This is a genomic window from Citrifermentans bemidjiense Bem, from assembly GCF_000020725.1.
GTDB classification, from domain to species: Bacteria; Desulfobacterota; Desulfuromonadia; order Geobacterales; family Geobacteraceae; genus Geomonas; species Geomonas bemidjiensis.
The window spans coordinates 2703223-2725389 of sequence record NC_011146.1; the positions used below are offsets into that span (position 1 = coordinate 2703223).

Consider the following 22167-nt stretch of genomic DNA (forward strand, 5'->3'; position numbering starts at 1 on the left):
GAAGCAACGCCGTTCATTATGGCATAACCCGCATTTTTTCTGCATATAAAGATTTTACAGATCCTTCAGCGGCTCCTGCCAAGCGGCCTTCAGCTCGGAAATAGCCGAGTTGACCACCACTTTGCCGGAAAGCCCCTTCACCGAAACGTTCTTCGACTCGGTCACCGCGCCGATCTTGGCGAAGGTGGTTCCGGCCAGCGCCTTCTCGAACGCCGCGGCCTTCTCGGGGCGCACCGTCACCAGAAGCCTCGATGCGGACTCGGAGAAGAGAAGCACCGCGTCCTTCTTGTCTGCGGCATCCCCCTTGAAGGCGACCTTGGCCAGATCGAGTTCCATGCCGAAACCGCCGGCAAAGGCGCTTTCGGCTGCGGCCACGGCAAGCCCGCCGTCGGAGAGGTCATGGCAGGACGCCACGAGCCCGGCGTTCAACGCGCCGTGGTAGGCGCGGTAGGTGGCGAGAGCGGCGTTGGCGTCCACTTTGGGGACGTTGTTGCCGACGTACCCCTTCTGCGCCAGGTACTCGGAGGCGCCCAGCTCGTTCGCGGTAGTGCCCAGGAGGTACACCTGGTCGCCTGCGCGCTTCGCGTCCATGGTGACGGCGAGGCGCGCGTCCTCCATCTTGCCGATGACCGAGAAGAGCAGGGTCGGCGGGATGGAGATCTTGGTGGTGCCGTCGTAGAAGTCGTTCTTCATGGAGTCCTTGCCGGAGATGAGCGGCATGGAGAAGACGGTGCAGTAGTCGTAGAGCGCCTTGTTGGCGCGCACCAGCTGGGCCATCTTGTACGGCCCGTCCGGGGTCCGGTCGGAAAGGACCGGGTCGCACCAGCAGAAGTTGTCCAGGCCGGCCAGAAGGTCGAGCGAGCCGCCCACGGCGACGTAGTTCCTGAGCCCCTCGTCGATGGCGTTGGCGGCCATGTCGTAGGCGTCGATGTCGCTGTAGCGCGGGCAGATGCCGTGACCCACCACGACCGCTTCGAAGGAGTCAAGGATCGGGCGCACCACGGCGGCGTCGGACGGGCCGTCGTTGTCGACGCCGGTGAAGGGTTTCACGACGCTACCGCCCTGGACCTCGTGGTCGTAGCGGCGCACCACGCTCTCCTTGGAGCAGATGTTGAGCGAGGAGAGGAGAGCCTTCAGATCGCCGGTGTAGTCAGCTGCTTCGGCGACTGCCGGTTCTTCATGAACCGGCTTTGCCCAGCGGGCCGGGATCTGCATCGGCGGCAGCCCCGCGTGCATGAAGGAAAGCGGCAGGTAGGCCACGGTCTTCTCGCCGTAGAGCATATGGAAGATGCCGGAATCGGTGAAGCTCCCGAGCACGGTCGCTTCCACGTTGAAGCGCTTGGCCATCTCCATGAACGCGTCGATGTTCTCGGGCGGGACCGCGAGGCTCATGCGCTCCTGCGCCTCGGAGATCAGGATCTCCCAGGGAGCGAGACCCGGGTACTTGAGGGGCGCCAGGGAGAGGTCGAGCTGGCAGCCGCCGCACTCCTCGGACATCTCGCCGATGGAGGAGGAAAGCCCCCCCGCCCCGTTGTCGGTGATGAAGCGGTACAGACCCTTGTCGCGGGCGCGGATCAGGAAGTCGAACATCCTCTTCTGGGTGATCGGGTCGCCAATCTGCACCGCGGAGACCGGCGAATTCTCGTTCAACTCCTCGGAGGAGAAGGTGGCGCCGTGGATGCCGTCCTTGCCGATCCTGCCGCCGGTCATGACGATCAGGTCGCCGGGGACGATCCTTTTCTGGTGCGAGGGCTCGTCCTTGATCTTCGCGGGCATGATCCCAGCGGTGCCGCAGAATACCAGCGGCTTTCCGGCGAAGCGGTCGTCGAAGACCAGCGAGCCGTTGACGGTCGGGATGCCGCTTTTGTTGCCGCCGTGCTCCACCCCTTCAACTACCCCCTCGTAGATCCGGCGCGGGTGCAAGAGGCGCTTGGGGAGTTCCTTCCCGTAGAAAGGATCGGCGAAGCAGAAGACGTCGGTATTGAAGATGAGTTTGGCACCCTTGCCGGTCCCGAACGGGTCGCGGTTGACGCCGACGATGCCGGTCAGCGCCCCGCCGTAGGGGTCGAGCGCGGACGGGGAGTTGTGGGTCTCGACCTTGAAGACCAGCGACCAGTCGTCGTTGAAGCGGATGACCCCGGCGTTGTCCTTGAAGACGGAGAGGCAGTAGTCCTTCTCGCCCAGGGCCGCGCGCACGTCGGCGGTGGTCTTCTGGATGAAGCTCTTGAAGAGCGACTTGATCTCCTCGCGGTTCCCCTCGCCGTCCTCGTAGGAGACGTCGGCGGAGAAGATCTTGTGCTTGCAGTGCTCGGACCAGGTCTGCGCTAAGGCCTCGAGCTCAACGTCGGTGGGCGCCGCGCCAAGGCCGACGCTTTTGCGCGCCTCAAGAACCTTCGCGTCGCGGTAGTGCGCCTGGATGATCTTCATCTCGTCCAGGGTGAGCGCCAGCACGCCGTCGCGGCTGATGCGCATCAGCTCCTCGTCGGAGACCTCGAGGTTTACGCTGTTGACAGCGACCTTCGCCTCCCCCTGCACCTTGGGCACGAAGGGAGCAACACCCCCCTGTGCCTTGAAGGAAGCGGCATCGAGGATCTGGTAGCGCTGGATCAGCGTGTTGCACAAAAGCCCGGTGGCTATTCTTTCGGCGTCCTCACGGGAGAGCTTCCCGGAGATCAGGTACTGCACCGAGGTGTAGACCCCTTCGCCCGAAGCGAGCGGGCGGCCCAGGAGGTAGCCGATCGCTTCGCCGGCTGTGCGGCCGACGTTGTCGGTGACGCCGGCACGGAAACCGACCTCTACCAGGTAGTCGAAGCCGGAAGCGGCGGGCTTGCCTACGCTGTAATTCTGGATGACCGGGTCGCTGAAGGGGCCGGCCGCGACCTGCCCCAGTTCCTCAGGGGAGAGCTGCGCGTCGACCGTATATACGTCTATGGTCCGGACCTGGTCCACGTTGAGATGGAGAAAGTGCTCGATCTCCCGTTTGATCCGTTCGCCGCGAGGGTCGCGGACCTCGTCCTTTAGGGTGATTTCAATCCTGTGGGGCATGGTCTGTGTCCTTTTCATATATGACCGTCCGCGTCGGGTACGGTATGTTGACGCCGTTGTCCTGGAAGCATTTCACCAGGGCGCAGTTGATCTGGTCGGTCGCCTTGACGAGATGGGTGTAGTCGGCGACCCAGAAGAAGAGCGAGAGGTTCAGGGCGCTGTCGCCGAAATTCATGAAGTACGCCTCGGGAGCCGGTTCGGCAAGAACGTTCGGCGCCGACTTGGCGGTTCGGACCAGGAGTTCCTTGGCCCGCTCCGGGTCGCAGTCGTAGCCGATGCCGATGTTGATCCTGCCTTTGCCGCGGACGTCGGGGAAAGCCTGGTTGATGACGGTGGAGTTGCACAGGTCGGCGTTGGGGATGATCAGGAAGGTGTTGTCCAGCGCCTTGATTTTGGTGCTGCGAAGGCCGATGTCGACCACGTCGCCGGTCTGGGAGGCAACCTGAATCCTGTCGCCGATCCGGAAGGGACGGTCGAGCATCAGCGTGAACCCGGAGATCATGTTGGCCAGCGTGTCCTTGGCGGCGAGACCGATGGCCAGAGAGCCGACCCCCAGAGCCGTCACCAGGGAGAGGATGTCGTAGTTGAAGTGCTTGAGGGTGATGATGAGCGCCGTGATGATCAGGAAGATGGTGCAGAGCTTCTCGATCAGCGGCATCAGCTGGCGGCTCATCTCCGGGCCGGCGACCCGGTCGCCGAAACGCTCAAGCATCTCGTTGACGATCCGGAACGCGACCGTGGTGATGATGGCGATGTTGATCACGAACAGGATGCCGGCCGCTATCACCCCGATTCTTTCGGGGAGCGGCAGACGCTTGATGGCGAAGTAGAGGCCGGCGCAGTTGACCAGGACCATGACCGGGCCGGAGACGATCTCCAGTATCCGGTCGTCGAGGTCCGTCTCCGTATAGGCGCACAGGCGAGTCCCGACCTTGGCCAGGACCCGCTGCAGGAGCCTCGATAGGAGATAAAAGCCGGCGATGATACCGACCGATATGAACAGTTGCTTGGCCCAGAAGAGATAGAAGGGATCCATCTCGTTGGGCGTCAGGTAGTACAAAAGGCTATCCACCGAAGACCCTCGTGAAAATAGTGTCGACGTGTTTCAAATGGTAACCGAGATCGAAGGCTTCCTTGATCTCCTCGGCGGGAAGGAACCCGGCGACATCGGCATCGTTCAGAAGCTCGGTCTGGAAGTCTTTCCCCTCTTCCCAGACCTTCATGGCGTTTCTCTGCACCAGCGAATAGGCCTTCTCGCGGGAAGCGCCCGCCTCGGCGAGCTTTAAGAGTACGCGCTGCGAGAAGATGAGGCCGCGCATCTGGTTCAGGTTGCGCATCATGTTCTCGGGGTAGACCACCAGGTTCTCGATGAGGCCGATGGCGCGGTTCAGCATGAAGTCGAGCATTACGGTTGCGTCCGGGCCGATGATGCGCTCGACCGAGGAGTGCGAGATGTCGCGCTCGTGCCACAGCGGGACGTTCTCCATGGCGGAGACCGCATAGCCGCGGATCAGGCGCGCCAGGCCGGTCAGGTTTTCGGAGAGGACCGGGTTGCGCTTGTGCGGCATCGCGGAGGAGCCTTTCTGCCCCTTGCTGAAGAACTCCTCAGCTTCGAGCACCTCGGTGCGCTGCAGGTGCCTGATCTCGACGGCGAACTTCTCTATGGAGGAGGCGATGATCGCCAGGGTGGTGAAGTACTCGGCGTGGCGGTCGCGCTGCAGCACCTGCGTGGAGCAGGGGGCGGGCTTCAATCCCGCCTTCTTGCAGACGTAAGCCTCGACCTGCGGATCGATATTGGCGAATGTACCGACCGCGCCGGAGAGCTTGCCGTAGGAGATGGTTTCCAGGGCCGCTTCCATACGCTTCAGGTTCCTGGCCATCTCGTCGTACCAAAGCGCCATCTTCAGGCCGAAGGTGACCGGCTCGGCGTGGATGCCGTGCGAGCGCCCCATCTGCGGCGTCATCTTGTGCTCGTAGGCACGGGTCTTGATGACGGCCATGAGACGCTTGATGTCGACGATGATCAGCTCGCCCGCTTCCTTCAGGAGCATGGCGAAGGAGGTGTCGAGGACGTCGGAAGAGGTAAGCCCCAGGTGGACGAAACGGGAATCTTCGCCGATGTAGTCGGCGACGGAGGTGAGGAAAGCGATGACGTCGTGCTTGACGGTGCGCTCGATCTCGTCGATGCGGGGTACGTCGAAGTTGGCTTTCGCCTTGATGCGGGCCACGGCGTCCTTCGGTATGCGTCCCATCTCGGCGTGAGCCTCGCAGGCGTAAATTTCTATTTCGAGCCACTTGCGGTAGCGGTTTTCAGGTTCCCAGATACGGGCCATTTCAGGACGGCTGTAACGTTCTATCACTAGTCATTTCCCCCTTAAATAAACAGATTAAGATTAAGATTGAGATTAAGATCGAGATAAAGATAAAGATAAAGATAAAGAACTGCAAAGCTTAAAGAACCAAAGAAGTAAAAGGTCAAGAGATGATTGTCTTAATCTTGGTCTTGACCTTAGTCTCTATCTCTATCTCTATCTTTATCTGTAGTTCTAATCTGCCTCAAAGACTCCGCTTGCCTGGTGCTGCCAGCCGAGAAAGAGATCCGGGCTGCAGACGTTCTGGCTATCGACGAGCTTCCTCGCAGCGGCCATGGCGAGCTGAGGATCGTTGTTGACCTCCGACAGATGGGACAGGAAAACACCCTGCAGCCCCGGATGCAGCAGCTCCTCCAGGAGCGCCGCGCCTTCGGCATTGGAAAGATGGCCGTGGCGGGAACGGATGCGCTGCTTGAGATGCCACGGATAGGGCCCGTCCTGCAGCATCCGCTCGTCGTGGTTGAATTCAAGGACCAGGGCGCGGCAACCTTTCAGCTTGTCGTGGGTGAGCCTTGTGGCGATACCGAGGTCGGTGGCGAAGCCGATCCCCCCCTCCCCGCTCTCGATCCGGTATCCGACCGGGTCGCAGGCGTCGTGGGTGACGGGAAAAGGATCGATGGAGACCCCCTTGAAGACAAAGGATGTGCCGGGTTCGAACTCGACGTAATCGACACGGCCGATCACGTGGCGCGCAGCCTGGAGCGTGCGGGCGGAGCCAAGCACCGGGAGCTTCAGGCGCCTTGCCGTCGCTCCCACCCCGCGAATGTGGTCGGTGTGTTCATGGGTGATCAGGATGCCGTCCAAGGTGGCCGCATCGACACCTATGGAGGAAAGTCTGGCGATGGTCTCGCGCCCGGAAAGCCCGGCGTCGATCAGCAGGCGGCAGCCGTCGGTTTCCATGAAAAGGGAATTACCCTTGCTGCCACTCGCCAAGAGGCTGAGCCTCATGCATCCCTCCGAAGTTGCGCAGATCAAGCCCGGAAACGGGGGCTCAAGAACGGCAGAAAAACCTTATTTTTATACAGGAAACGGGTGGCAGATTCAAGATGAAGTTGCTGAGATTTGATTAACGCAGAAGTCTGCTGTAGTCGGTCGCGTTCTCGCCGAGCCCGGGCGCCAGCGGCAGCAGGATATGGAAGGTGGATCCCGGGAAGCGCTCCGGGTTGTACCCGGTGGACTCCACCCAGATCTCGCCGCCGTGCATGTCGACGATTCCCTTGGCGATGGAGAGGCCGAGGCCCGCCCCCTTCGCCTTGAAGGCGACTTTGCCGCTGGAATGTTCCTGGATGTTCCCCACCTCGTAGAACTTTTCGAAAACCCTCAGCTGGTCCTCGCGGTCTATGCCGATGCCGGTGTCGGTGACGGTGATCTCCAGGAAAAGATGGTGCTCGTGCCCTTCCCCGCCCCCCTCGGCACCACCCTTGCCGCGCAAAAGGTATTTTGCCGAGGTGCTGACGGTGATCTTGCCGCCGTCGGGGGTGAACTTGATGGCGTTGCCGAGGATGTTGGAGAGGAGCTGCATGAGGCGCAGCGCGTCGCCGCGAATAGTGGGGATCGACTCGTCCAGGTTTACCACCACCTCCTGCTTCCTCATCGAGAAGAAGAAGCGGAGCTCGTTCACCGAGGCTTCGATGAGCCGGTTTAGTTGGATGTCCTCCACCTTCAGCTGCAGCCTCTTCTCGTCGATCATGGAAACGTCAACCATGTCCTTGATGATGTTGTCCAGGCGCGAGGCGGCGTTGGCGATGTTCACCACCATCTCCAGCACGGTCTTGTCCATGCGGTCGGCAAGGTCGGTGGTGATCAGCTCGGAGTACCCCATGATGACGGTAAGCGGCGTTTTCAGCTCGTGGGAGGCAAGGCCCAGGAAGGAATCCTTCATGCGGTTCAGCCGCGCGAGGTCGGCGGAACTCTTCTCCAGGTTCAGGATGATCTCGCGCTCGCGGGTCACGTCGCGGAAGATCGCCTGCACCACGTTCTCAGAACCGCTCTTGATGCTGGAGGCGTGCAGCATGGCGACCATGGCGCCGCCTTGCTTCTTGCAGAGCTGCATCTCCTCAGCTATGTGCGCACCTTGCGCCGCCTCCCGGAAGATCCGGTGCACCTTGGGGATGTTGCTGATGTTCAAAAGGAGCAGCATCTTGGTGAGCGGCAGACCCAAAAGCTCCTTCGCCTCGTAGCCGAAGAACTCCTCCGCCATCTTGTTGACCATGCGGACGGACTCGTCGCCGCCGATGACGACGATAGCGTCGCTTGCGTCTTCCATCAGCGACTTGTAAAGCTCCTCGGAACGCTCAAGGTCGTTGGAGAGTCGCTCCAGCTTCCGGTAGGACGCCTGGAGCTCTTCGAAGGTCCGCTCCATGTCCTGGTAGTTCTTTTTGATCTCGGCGTCCCTGTTCTTGAGAAACTGGGACATGATGTTGACGTTGCGGGCAAGCTCGTTGAACTCGTAGACCTCAACCTCTCCGATGTGGGTGTCGAAAGCCCCTTCGGAGATCTGTTTCACCCCCTTGAGAAGCATCGAGATGGGCTGCATCACGTACTTTTTCATGAAGAGCATGATGAGCGAGAAGGAGGTGAAGAGCGAGACGGCCAAAAGGAATAGGGTCTTCAACACCATTCCCTTCATCTTGTCCGAGACCACCTGCTCGCTGAAGCCGACGTGCGCCATGGCGATCGGTTTGCCGTAGGGGCCGACGACGGAGACGGCGGAATCGTAAAAGGAGGTATCTACGCCGTCGACCGGCATGGAAATCCGGTTCTTGTAGACTCCGGATTCCGGACGGTCTCCTTCTTTCTTTTGGTCGGATTGCAGCAGACGCGCAGGAAAATTCATGAAGCGGGGATCGCTGGCAAAAAGAACCTTGCCGGAGAGGTCGGAAACCAGACAGTAGGCTATGTCCTGGTTTCCCTCGATGATCTCTCGGCACTTCTCGGAGACCCCGGTCATATCCTTCAGTTCCAGACCCAGGTTGAGGACTTTTTCGATATTGGATTTGAGTGCGGTGGCGAGGCCTTTGGACCGAAGGTTGAGCGCGTTGACGTGATCTCGACGCAGCGCCATGATATCCATTCCGGAACCGATTGAAATCGCTAGGAACAGGATCAGGAAAGAGAACAGTAAGATGCGTTTTTCCAGGGTCATTTTCATCTATTAGTCAATCCGACATCTATCGTGGGCAAAGGAAGTGCGCATCATGGTCCACGCAAGAGTAATTTATCCGCTTTGGAAAAGTCAATTATTATATGGATTTATTTGCCGATGTCTTAACTGCCGCCAACCCGGCTCAGAGGCCTGTGTCACAGCTGTTTATCACGCCATTCGTTCTTCGGCGATAGCGTGAATATCTTGAATTAAAATTGTTGACGCCCCTCTCTCACGTTGTTAATATCGCCAATTGTGAAGGATTACTTAATTAACAGGAGGAGCGCAATGGCTTTAAGAGTGGCTATTAACGGTTTCGGCAGAATCGGACGTTGCGTACTTAGGGCAGCTGCACTGGAGCAGGGTTTTGAGTTCGTCGCCATCAATGACCTTACTGATGCGAAGACCTTGGCACACCTGTTAAAGTATGATTCGGTTCATGGAACTTTCCCCGGTGAAGTATCGGTGGACGGCGACAAAATTATCGTCAACGGCAAGGCGATCAAGGTACTCGCGGTAAGAAACCCCGCAGAACTCCCTTGGAAGGAGATGAAGGTCGACATCGTGCTCGAATCGACCGGCCTCTTCACCGCCCGGGACAAGGCGGCGCAGCACCTGACCGCAGGCGCGAAAAAGGTTGTCATCTCGGCCCCCGCCACCGACCCGGACCTTACCATAGTCTTGGGTGTCAACGACAAGGAATATGACAAGAACAAGCACCACATCGTCTCCAACGCATCCTGCACCACCAACTGCCTCGCCCCGGTCGCCAAGGTTCTGCAGGAGAGCTTCGGCATCGAAAAAGGGCTTGTCACCACGGTCCATTCCTACACCAACGACCAGAACATCCTCGATCTTCCGCACAAGGACCTGCGCCGCGCCAGGGCAGCCGCCCTTTCCATGATCCCCACCACCACCGGCGCCGCCAAGGCGGTAGCGCTGGTGCTTCCGGCCCTTAAGGGGAAACTGGACGGTATGGCCATCCGGGTGCCGACACCGAACGTCTCGGTGGTCGACCTGGTGGCTACCCTCTCCAAGGAGACCGACGCGCAGCAGGTGAACGCGGCCCTGAAGGCTGCGGCCGACGGTCCTCTCAAGGGAATCCTCGGTTTTTGCGAAGAGCAGCTGGTCTCCATCGATTTCAACGGCAACAAGCTCTCCTCGATCGTCGACGCCCCCTCCACCAAGGTGATCGGCGGCAACATGGTGAAGGTGATCTCCTGGTACGACAACGAAATGGGCTTCTCCACCAGGGTAGTCGGACTGATGAAGATACTCCTTTAGGAAAAGGTGGTACTTGGAAGGGTAGATGTGATAAGTAGACGGGGGGGAGGCTGCTCCTCCCCGTATTTATTTTTATTGATTCAGGAGGTGTCATGTCAATCCGCTATATCGATGAGATCGAAAACCTGTCCGGCAAGAAGCTCTTCATGCGCGTGGACTTCAACGTGCCGCTGGACGACCACCAGAACATCACCGAGGACACACGGATTCGCGCCGTCCTCCCCTCCATCAATTATGCCCTCGACCAAAAGGCCAAGATCATCCTCGCTTCGCACCTTGGGCGCCCCAAGGGTGAGCGCAAGGAAAAATACTCCATGGCTCCCGCAGCCAAGCGCCTCTCCAGGCTTCTGGGCAAGGAAGTGAAACTGGCGTCCGACTGCATCGGGGACGAGGTGAAGGCTATGATCAACGCCATGCAGCCCGGCGACGTGATCATGCTGGAGAACGTCCGTTTCTACGCCGGCGAAGAGAAAAACGACGCCGACTTCGCCAAGGCCCTCGCCAACGACTGCGACGTCTATGTCAACGACGCCTTCGCAGTTTCCCACCGGGCCCACGCCTCGGTCGAGGCCATCACCAACTGCTTCCCCGTGGTGGCTGCCGGCTTCCTGATGAAAAACGAGATGAATTACTTCGAAAAGGCCATGAAGAACCCGATCCGCCCCCTGGTCGCCATCCTGGGCGGCGCCAAGGTCTCCGGCAAGATCGAGGTGCTTGAGAACCTCTGCGACAAGGTCGACAAGATCATCATCGGCGGCGGCATGGCCTTCACCTTCCTCAAGGGGATGGGCTACAACGTGGGCAAATCGCTGGTAGAGGACAACCTGATAGATACGGCGATGAAGACCTACGAGAAGGCGCGCGCCCAGGGGGTCAAGTTCTACCTTCCCGTAGACTGCGTCGTGGCCGATCAGTTCAATCCGGCAGCCGAGACCAAGGTCTGCCCGATCCAGGAGATCCCTGAAGGGTGGATGGCGCTCGACGTCGGCCCCGCCACCGTCACCCTCTTCACCGAGGCGCTGCAAAACGCGAAGACCATCGTCTGGAACGGGCCGATGGGGGTGTTCGAGATGGATGCCTTCTCCCGCGGCACCTTCGCCATGGTCTCCGCCGTAGCCAACTCCTACGCGCTTACCATCGTCGGCGGCGGTGACACCGACGTCGCTGTGCATCGCGCTGGCGAGTACGCAAAGATCAGCTACATCTCCACCGGCGGCGGCGCGTTCCTCGAACTACTCGAAGGGAAGAAGCTCCCCGGCATAAAGGTCCTGGAAGACAAGGGGCACCAATAAAAACAGATAAAGATAAAGATAAAGATGGAGATTAAGACTAAGATTAAGATTAAGAATTAAGGCTAAGGTCGTGAGAATGGTTTTTGGTTTTCCTCAATCTTAATCTTTATCTCAATCTGTATTTAGGTTTTTCCGTCTTTCCTTAATCTTTATCTTTATCTTTATCTCAATGTATTTCTCCTGGAGGTATTAGATGCGCAAGCCGGTCATAGCAGGCAACTGGAAACTGTTCAAGACTAAGAACGAGGCGCTCGCACTGATAGAAGAATTGGCACCGCTGGTTTCCGGCGTGGACAGCGTGGAGATCGTGGTGGCGCCGGTGTTCACCGTGCTCCCCACCCTCCCCGCTGCGCTCGCCGGCACCGGCATAAGCCTTGCCGCCCAGGACGTATTCTGGGAAGAAGAAGGCGCCTTTACCGGCGAAGTTTCGCCGCGCATGCTTCTCGATGCCGGTGCAAGCCACGTCATCATCGGCCATTCCGAACGCCGGCAGTATTTCGGCGAGACCGAGGAAACGGTCAACAAGAAGGTGAAGGCCGCACTCAAAGGGGCGCTTGTCCCCATCGTGTGCATCGGCGAAACCCTGGAAGCGCGCGAAGCTGGCGATACCTTCAAGGTGCTGGAGCGCCAGCTGAAGGGTGGGCTCGAGGGGCTGACAGGGACACAGTTCGCGCCGGTCATCGTAGCCTACGAGCCGGTCTGGGCCATCGGCACCGGCAAGGTCGCCTCCGACGACCAGGCGCAGGAGGCACATGCCTTCATTCGCGGGGTCATCGCAGGACTCTTCGGCAAGTCGGCGGCGGATAAAGTGAGGATTCTCTACGGCGGCTCCGTGAAGCCGGATAACGTGAAAGGACTCATGTCGCGCCCTGACATAGACGGTGCGCTCGTGGGAGGCGCAAGTCTCAAAGGCGCATCTTTTGCCTCAATCGTGCGTTACAGTGAATAAATTCTTGGTTATTTACATCAAATATGCTAGAAAGTCTCTTTGAACACTCTCGGAGGTAAGGCTTTAAATGACAATTCTACTGGTAACCCTGCATATCGTGGTATGTTTTGCCCTCATCGTCGTGGTCCTGCTGCAGTCCGGCAAGGGGGCCGAGATGGGTGCATCCTTTGGCGCCAGCGGCAGCCAGTCGGTTTTCGGCGCTGGCGGCGGCAGCACCTTCATGAGCAAACTGACCACAAGTGCAGCAATCATTTTCATGCTTACCTCCCTGGCACTGGCTTTTGCTTCCGGCAAAGGCGGCGGCTCTTCCATCATGTCGAAAGCCCCCAAGGCTAAGCCGGCACCGATGGGCGGCTTGCCGCTGCAGCAGCCGGTCGCACCGGCAGCACCGGGTAAAACAGCAGCACCTGCAGCCCCCGCTGCTCCCGCAGTACCTACAGCACCCGCAGCACCGGCACAGAAGTAGCGTCGAACAGAGATTAACTGTTGACATCTCTGTCAGCAGATGATAGAAAGTTGGTTCTTCTTGCCGAAGTGGTGGAATTGGTAGACACACCATCTTGAGGGGGTGGCGGGCGACAGCCTGTACGAGTTCGAGTCTCGTCTTCGGCACCATCGAAAACCTAAACGCCTTGACTCAAATTGAGTCAAGGCGTTTTTTCAATCAGTAGACTCCTCCCCTGCAGCAAACAAAATCAGTATCATTAAAGTTTCTGTCTTGACTTGCTTCAGAACAAATGTTAGTAATGTGGTTCTTCTTGCCGAAGTGGTGGAATTGGTAGACACACCATCTTGAGGGGGTGGCGGGCGACAGCCTGTACGAGTTCGAGTCTCGTCTTCGGCACCATCGAAAATCTAAGCGCCTTGGTTCAGTATGAGCCAAGGCGCTTTTTCTATTGAGGGGCAGGTTACTTTCTCCCCCCTGCTTTCAGATGCACCCGCCAAAGTCACAGGCATCCCCAAATCCCCCCTCTCATCCAAGCTGGTATGCCACAAGTTGGACCAGAACTGCATTAACTCTCGCTCAGCGTCTGCCAATACTTCGATTTTTTCAGCAGTTACCAGTTTCAACAAGTCAACCTCCATACGTTGACAAGTCAATTACACCCCATATAATGTTTACACTTTGAGTTTAATGGGAAAAGGAGGCAGGGAGGATATATGAAAGACACACAAGAGGCGATCAGGCAGGCAATTCAGACAGAGAAGAACGCAATGAACTTCTACGAAATCGGCGCCAAGCAGATGAAAGACAAGGAGGCGAAAAGGCTCTTCGAACAGCTGGCCAGAGAGGAGAAGGAGCACGCCTTACAGTTCTTCCGGGCCTACACCGGCACCGACCTCGGTAGCTTTGACGAGTTCATAGCCTCTCCCCCGCAGAACGAGGCGTTGTGGGTCAACTCCATCCAGAAGGTGATCGGCCCCGACTTCACCGAGCAGAAAGCCCTTGAGTACGCCATGGAGAAAGAGACCCACCTGGAGAAGGCGCTCAGGGAAACAGCCGCGAGGATCACCGACCCAGCCATCAAAGAGATCTTCATTCTTAACGCGAATGAGACCCACAACCACTACCTGACCATCGAGTCAGAGTATTCCCGCATTATGGCTATGGTAGACGAGTCAGACATGGACACCTTTGTAAGGGAGTAATGGTCCCGACAGAGTGGCTTTTTGCCGCTATGACAATGGCAATAATAAGCTCCAAGTCATATCCAGCGGCCGTTTAGGCATTTACACGTAGAAGCCCGTCAATAGCGGAAACAGGAAGAAAAAAATATTGTCTTTGACAATTTTTTTCTTGCACGGAGAGCCCTCCAATGCTATAAGTAGGTCTCTCGCAAGCCGGAGTGGCGGAATTGGTAGACGCGCTAGATTCAGGTTCTAGTACTCGAAAGGGTGTGCTGGTTCGATTCCAGTCTTCGGCACCAAAGATTCAAGGGTTACGGATTATTCCGTAACCCTTTTTTCGTTCTCCCCTCCCCCGCCTGACGGCAACTCGTCGGCCCCTTCTTAGTTCACCAAAGGCCTGCCCCAGCCCGCTTGAAATCCGTCGCGAAGCCGACTCCGTTGAGGTCGATAGGAGAAGATCAGTACGAGTACAGCACGGTGAGCGCGGCTTTTTCCCTGGGGTTTGCAATGCTCTCGCCTTGCGTCTCGATGCGGTACAGTGCCGGCACGTGTTTCGGGGATACGCCGGAGGAAGCGCCTGTGACTCCGGCGGCGCTGTCGAGAAGCTCGACTCCTGAGGTGTCGGAGTTGCCGGGCTGGGTGTCGACGATCTTTGCGTAGACCTGGTAACCCGGCCCCTTAAGGCCCGGCAATTTGAAGGTCATATCGGGGGCTTGCTTGGGGTCGGGGCTCTGGTTTCCGGCTTGGCAGGCAGCCCATCCAGAGGAACGGAGGGAAAGTTTCTGCCCAAGGCAAGCATCCGAACTGAGCTCCAGGGATAGCGTAATGAAATCGTTCTTGATGGCGGCTCCGGGGGTTGAGGAGCCAAACATGCGGGGGATGAGTTCCTTGGTGATGAGCTGGACACCGCCGTGGGATGCCTCAAGAGCGGTCTTGTAGCGCTTGTGGGCGGCGGAGACCTTGGTCTGCATCAGTACCAGGTAGAGAACAGCGAGGGCGATCGCCAGCGATATCAGCGCCAGCAGCAACGCCGTGACCAGGGCAATGCCCCGTTCGTTGCCGAGTACGGTGACGGGGTTGCTCCAGCTCCCCTTCTTTACTGAACCAGGTTCTTCGGGCGCGTCACTATGGTGTAGAGCTTCCAACGGTATTTTCTCCAGTCATTGGTGAATAAGGTCGCCATTTCGGTTGCGCTCAGGGTCCTGCCGGAGGTGGTGGGCCTGGCACGGTCGCCTACCTGTATCGAATCCCCGGAATATTTGAACGAGTCGTCCCGCCGCCCTTCCTGCACCAGGAGGTAAACCCGCACAACTTTGACATGGTCCCTGATGTCGGCGGCGTCGTATGAGTTGAGCGTGGAGCCGGAAAGGTAGCTTATATCTCCGTCGTCCTTAGCGTCATATTCAAATTCGACCTGCAGGTCGGCCACGCAGTTTAACAGAGGGTACGGCGTCGCGAAACGGCCGGTGGCCTGGTCGACGACCGCCTTATAAAGGATGCCTGTGCCGGGGTTGCAGGTTGGAGGCGCCGATGCCGGGCGGGACAAGTAGTAGTCGGTGCGGTGGTAAGGCATGCGCAAGACACTCCCCAGGCCGGGGCTGTTGGCGAGACCGTAGGCGGTCACGATATGGGAACCGTCAGCCGGTTTGAAGGACTCGCCGGCGGGGAGCGCTCCGCCTGCTCCGATCTTGACCTCGAAATCGAGTCCGTCCATGAGCAGGATCTTCTCTTCGGCACCCGAGGTGGTGAAGATGGAAAGGATGGCGGTGGCGCGGTCGCCGGGGCCGAGATCCTCGGCGTTGTACCACTTCTTGAGGTAGCTCTGATTTTCCGTACCGGTCGAGGAATAGTTCAGGTAGCTCCACTTGCGGCTCACATCGCCGGTGCCCCGGTTGAGGGCCGCCATGCCCGAGCGGACCACGAGATAGTCCGGACCGCCGCTGACGTTGGCCGTATCGCTGCCGTTTACTTCCTTGCTGCAGGTTCCGGCCGCCAGGGCCCGGATGTCGCCGCTGTCGACGGCGTTGAGGGAGGCGGAATCCATCCCCTGCGCCAGCGCCCCGTTCGCCGCAATCACCTCGGCATTAGCGCTTCCCCCCAGGTTTCGAAAGACAATGGCCCCGGTGTAGCTCTGAAAGCGCCAGGGGAGGCCATAGCCGGCGTGCTCGATGTCGTAGCGCAATAGCTCCAGCCCCACGACCCCCTCGATGTTACTGACCAATGACGACGAGTTTTGGGAGGAGAGCGCGACAATGCGCTGGAACGCCTGGTTTGCCGCCAGGATCACGAAGAGGAAGATCCCCATGGCGACCAGCATCTCCGCCAGGGTGTAGCCGTTGTCGTTTCGCATCAGCTTCACTTGCCGTCCTTATAGCTGCGAACCGTCCTTACCTCGTGGAAGGAGGTCATGTTCTTGTAGGCCCACTTAACCTTCACAATGAACCGGTAGCTGTCGCTTGAAGGGATTTGAAGCGCCTCCCGTATCACCGTGTACTGTTTGTCCCCTCCTCGCAGCTGGCTCGCAACCGTGATAGTTTGCAGGGGAGTTACCGCCGACTGCGGCAGGCGCATCAACTGCGCCATCTGGCTTTCACCGATAAGTACCGCCTCGTCGCGCAGCTGGTTCTTGACGTTGCTGGCGGTGCTGAACCCTACCACCTGGAGCAGGCCGAAGAGGCTCACGATCACCACCCCCATGGCGACCACGACCTCCACAAGGGTGAAACCGGCGCTACCGGATGGTGATGTTTTCCGAACTGCATGCTGCTGAAGCATTCCTTTTCCCCGTTTCTATGCGCGTTGGCGTGATGACCAAGGTGTCGGCCGCAGCCTCGTTGCCGGCTGGTTCGGTGCAAACGGCGTCGCTGTCCGCGCTGTCGCTGACGCCGGCCGCATTGAACACGACCACGAAAGGATCCGACTTGAGCGAGAGCCTGTGCCGTAGTGTCTTTCTCTGGAGCGGGTTGCCGGTGGCGCTCCCCGAAGAGTACGCCGCGAAGCCGGTGGGGGTGAGCGACACAGCCCGGGCCCGCTTCTCGAAAAGAGCCTGGCTGCGCGCCGCTAGAAGATCGGCGTGCAGGGTCTTCACCTGCGCCTCAATGGAACTTTTCCTGGAGTAGCGGTTGAACTGGAGCGTCGCCAGGCTCAGGAGCACTGTCAGCATCGCCAGCACGATCAGGAGTTCCAAGAGGGTGAACCCCTTGTCTGCGGATATTCTGCGTTTCAAGCTTCCCCCTCGCCTCTTGTGCCCTTCCCGCTTCAGGAGGTGCCGCTAGTGTTCCTTGATGTGCATGATCCGCTTCACCGGCTTCAGGTTGCTTTTGGTGAAGATGGGGGGTGAATCCGCCGACGCTTTCCCGACCAGGGAATCGAACACCTCGCGCGGGTCCGTGTGCGGCGGCCGTTTTTCCAGGTCTAGCTCCTCGAAGCTCCCGGTGGAGAGCTGAACCAGCACCTTGCCCTGCAGTGCCGCGGCCGGGGGATTCCCCCCGGTATCGAACTTCGCCGCCCATAGCGCCGTGGTCCCCCCGAACCCGCAGGGGTCGGAGGTGGGTGCGTAGGTGGTGTAGTAGACCACCCCGTTGGTAAGCGCCACAGGATCGGTGACGACACGCTCGGCGCCGAGCGAGGCGGCAGTCTGCTCACCGGCGAGATTTATGTACCACCCCTGGTTGCTGATGCTGTTCGATATGGTGCTTGACTGGTTGGTCAGCTGCGACAGTGAAGTTCCTGAACTGCAGGAGGCATCGAGGCGGTCCGCTGAGGTGTAGCACGGATCCTTCACGCCGTAGAGCCGGCGCTGTCCGTCGTTGTCGTCCTGGTTGTAGTAGTAGCGCCCGGAGCCGAAGTAGAGCCAGAGGTTGTGGTTCTTGCGGTCCTGGAGCCGGATCACGCTGGTGGTAACAGGCCCGGTCCCGTCGATCACCTTGCTGAGCTTCCAGTTCCGGGGATTCGGGTCCTCGCCGGTAACAACCCGCAGCACCCCGCCCCCGGTCCAGGTGGTGCCTAAGAGCTGCGTGTAGCCGATGTAAATGGCGTCGTCCTGGTAGTGCCCAGGCGAGGCGGTGTTCCACCGGTCCGTGTCGGAGACGCCGCTCGTGATGGTGCCGGCGAAGGCGTTTGCTATCTTGCTGCCATCGACCAGGGTGTCGAGCACCGCGGCAACCGTGCCGTCCTCAAGGTTCAGCACGTAGATGGTGAGGTTTTGGGTCGAGGTCCCCTTGAACTGGTGGCTGGAGGTGTCAATGGGACCGGTAGGGCCCGAGGCGAGCACGGCGAACCACTTCCCGTTCTTGGACTTGTCGGGGGTGACGTTGTCCGCCTTGCGGGCGCTGATCTTCACGAGTGCCGCCCCTGCGGTGGAGAAGCCGAGGTTCTGGTGCCCGAACTCCCACATAAGCGACGGCGACTCGGGCTGCGTGACGTCGAGGGCGAAGTAGGAGGAGTACCCGACACCTTTGGTGACATCGAGCGGGTCGAGGGCCGGGGTCTCGACGCAGTCGGTACCCTTGCACCCCGCACCTTTCATCTTGGATGCCCCGCCAAGCCCCATGCTCCCCACCAAGACGGTGCGCCAGTTGCTTCCGTCCGTGGCCTTGGCACAGTTCCAGTAGTCGCTGCTGCAGCCGGCAGGCTTACCCATGCTCACGTCGTTGATGATGGTTGACCCGTCCACGTAGTAAAGGTGTTTGTATGCCGGGTCCGCGTAGTAGGTTAGATAGGGAAGCGCGTTTTTGGGGATGAAGGCCCACTGCTCCTCCCCCAAACCGGTGCCGGAGAGAGAGGCCCGACGGTCCCCGGAACTGCTGACATCGAGTTTCCCAAGCTTGAAGGCGTGCAACATTCCGTCGTTGGCCCCGACGTACACCATGCCACGATTGGCATAGGCGGAACTGTAGATGAAGCCTGTTTTGTGCCGGTCATCGCCGTAGGAGGTGTCGCCGTATCCTCCAGGGACAGGGGTGTTATAGGCATTTAGCTTCATCGTGGACTGCAGCTTTGGCGTCGAGGCAACGATGTCCCCCAAGCGCCAGACCCCTGGGGTTCCGCCTATGTTCACGGTGCGGTTTCGGTACCCCCCCTGGTCGGTCCCCGCAATATAGGAGATGATTTTGTCCGCCTCAGTCTGATTGGCCGCCTGGAGCAGGCTGCGGGTGGAGGCGAGCGAGGTGTCCAGGCCGGTGAAGCTGGTGAGGGTGCCGACAGTCTGGGTGTAGATGGTGCGCGGCGCGCTCCTCTCCCAGAGAAGTTTTCCGGCGCGCCAGATGCTCTTCACCGAGTCGGCATCCACCTCATCGAGGAAGGTGTAGCTGTCGGCGACACCGTCCCCGTTGCTGTCGACGTCGGGCCTGCCGTCCCCCTGGGCATCGCTGAAGCGCCGCGCCGTGGTCCGGTCGAGCGAGGCGTTGTAGCGAAACCCGACCACGTTATCCCGGCCGAGGTTCAGGTAGTGCGCCGGCGAGGGCGTCGCCTCGACGTAGTCGCTGTCCTCCCGCATGGTGCTGTTGCTGATGAAGGGATCGACGTAGTACCACATGTTATGCAGCTCCCCGATCCAATCCACAGAGGTCTGGGCGCCGAAGAAGCGTTTCGGGTAAAAGAGGGCCTGCAGCACGTTGGCGCCGCTCCCCTCGCTGTTGCTGAGGATGGAGGCGGCTGTGCCGGAGGAGACCCGGGCCAGGATGTCGTTGAAGGCGTTTTGCAAGGATTCGGCGAGGACGGAGCCGGTCTGGGCCTCGAAGTAGGTGTCCGGTATGCCGTCGCCGTTTTTGTCCCACTTGCGGGTTTTGTCCGGCCTGCCGGTGGAGTCGTAGTCGTCGTACCCTCCGTACTTGGCCGTCTTCTGAAGTATTTCCCGGCCGATGGCGGAATCGTCGAAGGCGAAGACCGTGTAGACCGTGATGTTCTGCTTGCCGGGAAGGGCATTCTTCCCCAGGGTGGAGGAGCGCAGATCGGTGTTATGAGCCCAGTAGGCTACCGCTTCCAGGTAGTAGCTCCCCGACTGGGTGTTGGCGCTCGCCGCGTACTGGCTGGGATACCTTTCCTGGCTGGCGATGCTGTCCATCCAACTCTTCACGTCGAGGCTTGGGTCTGTCACCTTGCCGGCCAGGTTGGTGGAGGCGCCCGGAAGGTTCTCGTCCTGGGTCGACTCCCCGTCCGTCAGGATCATCACGAAGTTCTTCTGGCAGGGGTACTGGATCGGATCCCTCCCCGAGTAGGTCCCGCCGTTGTAGGCGCTGTCGGCAGCTTCGAAGTAGCGGCTGGCCTCGAAGAGCGTTTCCGCGAGCGGGGTCCAGGTGGAGGGATCGGTATTCTCTATCTGCGTGACCAGGTTGGTGCCGGTTGTCCCCAGATCGACAGCAACGTGACCGCCGTCCTTCACCGCGGTAACGCCGCTTTCGTAGCGGTAGCCGTCGTTAAAGAACATGAGGCCGAAATTTATCTTGTCCCGGTAGCCCGTGATCAGGCCGTCCTGCGGCGGATTCTGGCCGACGTAGACCTTGACGTCATAGCTTCTGTTGTTGGTGGTGTCCCTGATCACCTCGGTCGAAGTACCGGCACGGACGGTGTAGCGAACGTTGTTGTAGCTCTTGTAAAAGTCGCGGTCCGGGTCCTCCGCCGCGATGAGGTAGTTGGTCGTGTTGGTGGAACGCGACAGCGCCTTTCCTCCCACGAGCACCTTGCGAATGATGTCGACGCGGCGCATGGTGAGCCAGTTCAGGAAGTTGCCCGACCAAAAGGAGCTCTTGTTGACGGCGGCGGCAGTATCGGGCTCGAAGTAGGAGCCGCTGTACTTATACATCCTGGCGCTGTCGAAGTAGCCGAAGTAGGGAAAGGCCGGATCGTAACTGGTGTCGTATGAGCTGGTACCGGTACCGGGCGCCTTGTAGGCGAATTCGTACATGCTCCCCGAGTTGTCGACGATGAGGAGCAGGTTCGGCTTGACCCCTGTTCCGTCGTTGCTCACGTAGGGGGGAACCTGGCAGTAGTCGTTGAGAGAAGGTGGCGGGGTCGCCCCGGCAGTAGTAAAGGTCCAGACCTTCGCGCCGGCGAGGGAGTTGCCGGAGAGGTCCTGCACCGCAGTGGAAATGGTCACCGTATAGGTGGAACCTGCTGCAAGCGGCGCGGAAGGTGTGAAGGTGGCGACCCAGGTGGAGGGGTTATAGCTCACCGTGCCGCTCACACCGCTTACGCTGAAGCTGCTGGACGATATGGTGCCGGCGCTGACGGCCTCGCTGAAGGTGGCGCTTATGGACGCGCCGGTTGCGACACCGGTGGCGCCGGAGACAGGGGTGACGGAAACCACCCTCGGAGCGATGCTGTCTACCTTGAGGGTGCGGAAGGTAAAGGTGTAATCTCCAGGCAACCTGTTCCCCGCTGCATCACCGACTGTGCTGCTGACGGTGACGGTGTAGGGTGTGTCGGGATTGAGGCTGGAGGTGGGATGGAAGGTGGCGATCTTTTGGGTGTCGTCGAGGGAAACCGTGCCGCTGACAGTGCCGTTATTGACGCTGATGCTGAAGGTGGTGATGCTGAGAGGGTCCATCACCTCGCTGAAGGTGATGCTGATGTCGGAGGCAATAGGAACGTCGGTGGCGGAACTGGCTGGGAAGGTTGCCGTAACCACAGGAGCAGTGGTGTCCGTGGAAGGTTTCGCCTTGGTGGTGAAACTCCAGCTGTAATTGGAACCCATCTTAGTGCCGCTTTTGTTCTGCACCCTGTAATCGATGCTGACCGTGTAGGTGGTACTGTACTGGAGGTTGTTCTTCAGGCTGATCTTGACCCAGTCCCCCTTTGAGTCGTTAACCAGGCTCACCGAATACTTGGCGCCGTTGTCGACGCTGATCCTGCCGGAGAAGCTGTCCTTGTCCATTCGGGCATCATCGAACTCAGCCCATATGGTGTCGACCACAGCTGGGTCAACATTGGTGGCACCGCTTGCCGGGGAAAGGGAACTGCCGAGGATCTGGGGTGCGGCAAACGCCGACGCCGCCAGGCATCCGAAAATGAGGCAGGTGACTAAGGTGGCGAACAGCGTCTTCATTTGGGTGCGTCCAGTATGGTAACGGTGAGAGCAGTGCCGTCCTTGGGGGCGATGCGCACCAAGGTGTGCGGCAGGACGCGGCGTTGAGGGACAGGGGCTCCCTCGTTGAAGAACCTTGTATGGTCATCGACTCTGATGCGGCGGGTGTCGCCGTCAGCAAGCCGCACCGACAGATAACCTGCGTTGCGACCGGTGACGGTGCCGAGAAATTCCTCTTCTGCATGGCAGAGGGCGGCGACAAACAAGGTGGGGACGTAGATAGTCAGAAAGATGGGAAAGAGCCGTATCAAACGGTACATATTTGCTCCAATAACAGTAGCGGATCACAGAAGCCGACCGCCGGCGCCGGGCAGCTATTCAGCTATTTAACGGCATACCTGGCTGAGGAAGTCACAAAAAACCAGCAA

At 59.4% G+C, this 22167-nt stretch carries 17 protein-coding genes and 3 tRNA genes; 8 read left to right on the plus strand and 12 right to left on the minus strand.

What is annotated here, in order from left to right; genetic code table 11:
* Nucleotides 1-54: 54 nt before the first annotated feature.
* From GBEM_RS11665 to GBEM_RS11685, 5 genes are all read right to left on the minus strand, one after another.
* Nucleotides 55-3045: a phosphoribosylformylglycinamidine synthase subunit PurS gene (locus GBEM_RS11665; RefSeq protein ID WP_012530765.1), complete on the minus strand. Its 2991-nt coding sequence runs from the start codon at nucleotides 3043-3045 to the stop codon at nucleotides 55-57.
* Complete coding sequence (locus GBEM_RS11670) at nucleotides 3029-4117, minus strand: mechanosensitive ion channel family protein (protein WP_012530766.1); 1089 nt, start codon at nucleotides 4115-4117, stop codon at nucleotides 3029-3031. Before GBEM_RS11670 ends, GBEM_RS11665 begins: the two co-directional genes overlap by 17 nt.
* Nucleotides 4110-5405 carry an adenylosuccinate lyase gene (purB, locus tag GBEM_RS11675; RefSeq protein WP_012530767.1) on the minus strand — a complete coding sequence of 432 codons (1296 nt, stop codon included), beginning with the start codon at nucleotides 5403-5405 and terminating at the stop codon, nucleotides 4110-4112. Before purB ends, GBEM_RS11670 begins: the two co-directional genes overlap by 8 nt.
* Nucleotides 5406-5591: 186 nt before the next feature.
* Nucleotides 5592-6365, minus strand: coding sequence for an MBL fold metallo-hydrolase (locus GBEM_RS11680; RefSeq protein WP_012530768.1), 774 nt, complete (start codon nucleotides 6363-6365; stop codon nucleotides 5592-5594).
* Between the two features lie 118 nt (nucleotides 6366-6483).
* Complete coding sequence (locus GBEM_RS11685; RefSeq protein ID WP_012530769.1) at nucleotides 6484-8568, minus strand: ATP-binding protein; 2085 nt, start codon at nucleotides 8566-8568, stop codon at nucleotides 6484-6486.
* 282 nt (nucleotides 8569-8850) lie between these two features.
* On the opposite strand from GBEM_RS11685, the gene gap reads away from it, so the two are divergent.
* From gap to GBEM_RS11715, 6 genes are all read left to right on the plus strand, one after another.
* Nucleotides 8851-9846, plus strand: coding sequence for a type I glyceraldehyde-3-phosphate dehydrogenase (gap, locus tag GBEM_RS11690; RefSeq protein WP_012530770.1), 996 nt, complete (start codon nucleotides 8851-8853; stop codon nucleotides 9844-9846).
* 92 nt (nucleotides 9847-9938) lie between these two features.
* Nucleotides 9939-11138 (plus strand): phosphoglycerate kinase, encoded by a 1200-nt coding sequence (locus GBEM_RS11695; RefSeq protein ID WP_012530771.1) that lies wholly within the window; start codon nucleotides 9939-9941, stop codon nucleotides 11136-11138.
* A 193-nt stretch (nucleotides 11139-11331) separates the two neighbouring features.
* Nucleotides 11332-12087, plus strand: a complete 756-nt coding sequence (gene tpiA / locus GBEM_RS11700; protein ID WP_012530772.1) for a triose-phosphate isomerase — start codon at nucleotides 11332-11334, stop codon at nucleotides 12085-12087.
* Between the two features lie 67 nt (nucleotides 12088-12154).
* Nucleotides 12155-12553, plus strand: coding sequence for a preprotein translocase subunit SecG (secG, locus tag GBEM_RS11705; RefSeq protein ID WP_012530773.1), 399 nt, complete (start codon nucleotides 12155-12157; stop codon nucleotides 12551-12553).
* Between the two features lie 62 nt (nucleotides 12554-12615).
* A tRNA-Leu gene (locus GBEM_RS11710) sits at nucleotides 12616-12702 on the plus strand.
* Between the two features lie 145 nt (nucleotides 12703-12847).
* Nucleotides 12848-12934: transfer RNA gene (locus GBEM_RS11715), tRNA-Leu, on the plus strand.
* An 8-nt stretch (nucleotides 12935-12942) separates the two neighbouring features.
* On the opposite strand, the gene GBEM_RS11720 is transcribed toward GBEM_RS11715, so the two are convergent.
* Complete coding sequence (locus tag GBEM_RS11720; protein ID WP_041262738.1) at nucleotides 12943-13161, minus strand: hypothetical protein; 219 nt, start codon at nucleotides 13159-13161, stop codon at nucleotides 12943-12945.
* An 87-nt stretch (nucleotides 13162-13248) separates the two neighbouring features.
* On the opposite strand from GBEM_RS11720, the gene GBEM_RS11725 reads away from it, so the two are divergent.
* Both GBEM_RS11725 and GBEM_RS11730 read left to right on the plus strand, forming a co-directional pair.
* Nucleotides 13249-13737 (plus strand): ferritin-like domain-containing protein, encoded by a 489-nt coding sequence (locus tag GBEM_RS11725; RefSeq protein ID WP_012530774.1) that lies wholly within the window; start codon nucleotides 13249-13251, stop codon nucleotides 13735-13737.
* Between the two features lie 191 nt (nucleotides 13738-13928).
* Nucleotides 13929-14015: transfer RNA gene (locus GBEM_RS11730), tRNA-Leu, on the plus strand.
* A gap of 159 nt (nucleotides 14016-14174) precedes the next feature.
* Here the strand turns inward: GBEM_RS11730 and GBEM_RS11735 are convergent.
* The 6 genes from GBEM_RS11735 to GBEM_RS11760 are packed head-to-tail and all read right to left on the minus strand — an operon-like array spanning nucleotide 14175 to nucleotide 22059.
* Nucleotides 14175-14861, minus strand: a complete 687-nt coding sequence (locus GBEM_RS11735) for a hypothetical protein (protein WP_012530775.1) — start codon at nucleotides 14859-14861, stop codon at nucleotides 14175-14177.
* Nucleotides 14813-16066, minus strand: a complete 1254-nt coding sequence (locus GBEM_RS11740; protein WP_012530776.1) for a PilW family protein — start codon at nucleotides 16064-16066, stop codon at nucleotides 14813-14815. Before GBEM_RS11740 ends, GBEM_RS11735 begins: the two co-directional genes overlap by 49 nt.
* Before the next feature lie 5 nt (nucleotides 16067-16071).
* Nucleotides 16072-16491 carry a hypothetical protein gene (locus GBEM_RS11745; protein ID WP_012530777.1) on the minus strand — a complete coding sequence of 140 codons (420 nt, stop codon included), beginning with the start codon at nucleotides 16489-16491 and terminating at the stop codon, nucleotides 16072-16074.
* Nucleotides 16448-16942, minus strand: a complete 495-nt coding sequence (locus GBEM_RS11750) for a pilus assembly FimT family protein (RefSeq protein ID WP_012530778.1) — start codon at nucleotides 16940-16942, stop codon at nucleotides 16448-16450. The genes GBEM_RS11745 and GBEM_RS11750 overlap by 44 nt, the downstream gene beginning before the upstream one ends.
* A gap of 45 nt (nucleotides 16943-16987) precedes the next feature.
* Nucleotides 16988-21760 (minus strand): Ig-like domain-containing protein, encoded by a 4773-nt coding sequence (locus tag GBEM_RS11755; protein WP_012530779.1) that lies wholly within the window; start codon nucleotides 21758-21760, stop codon nucleotides 16988-16990.
* The gene (locus GBEM_RS11760) at nucleotides 21757-22059 is read right to left on the minus strand and encodes a hypothetical protein (protein ID WP_012530780.1); all 303 of its coding nucleotides are present in this window, start codon (nucleotides 22057-22059) and stop codon (nucleotides 21757-21759) included. Before GBEM_RS11760 ends, GBEM_RS11755 begins: the two co-directional genes overlap by 4 nt.
* Between the last annotated feature and the right edge of the window lie 108 nt (nucleotides 22060-22167).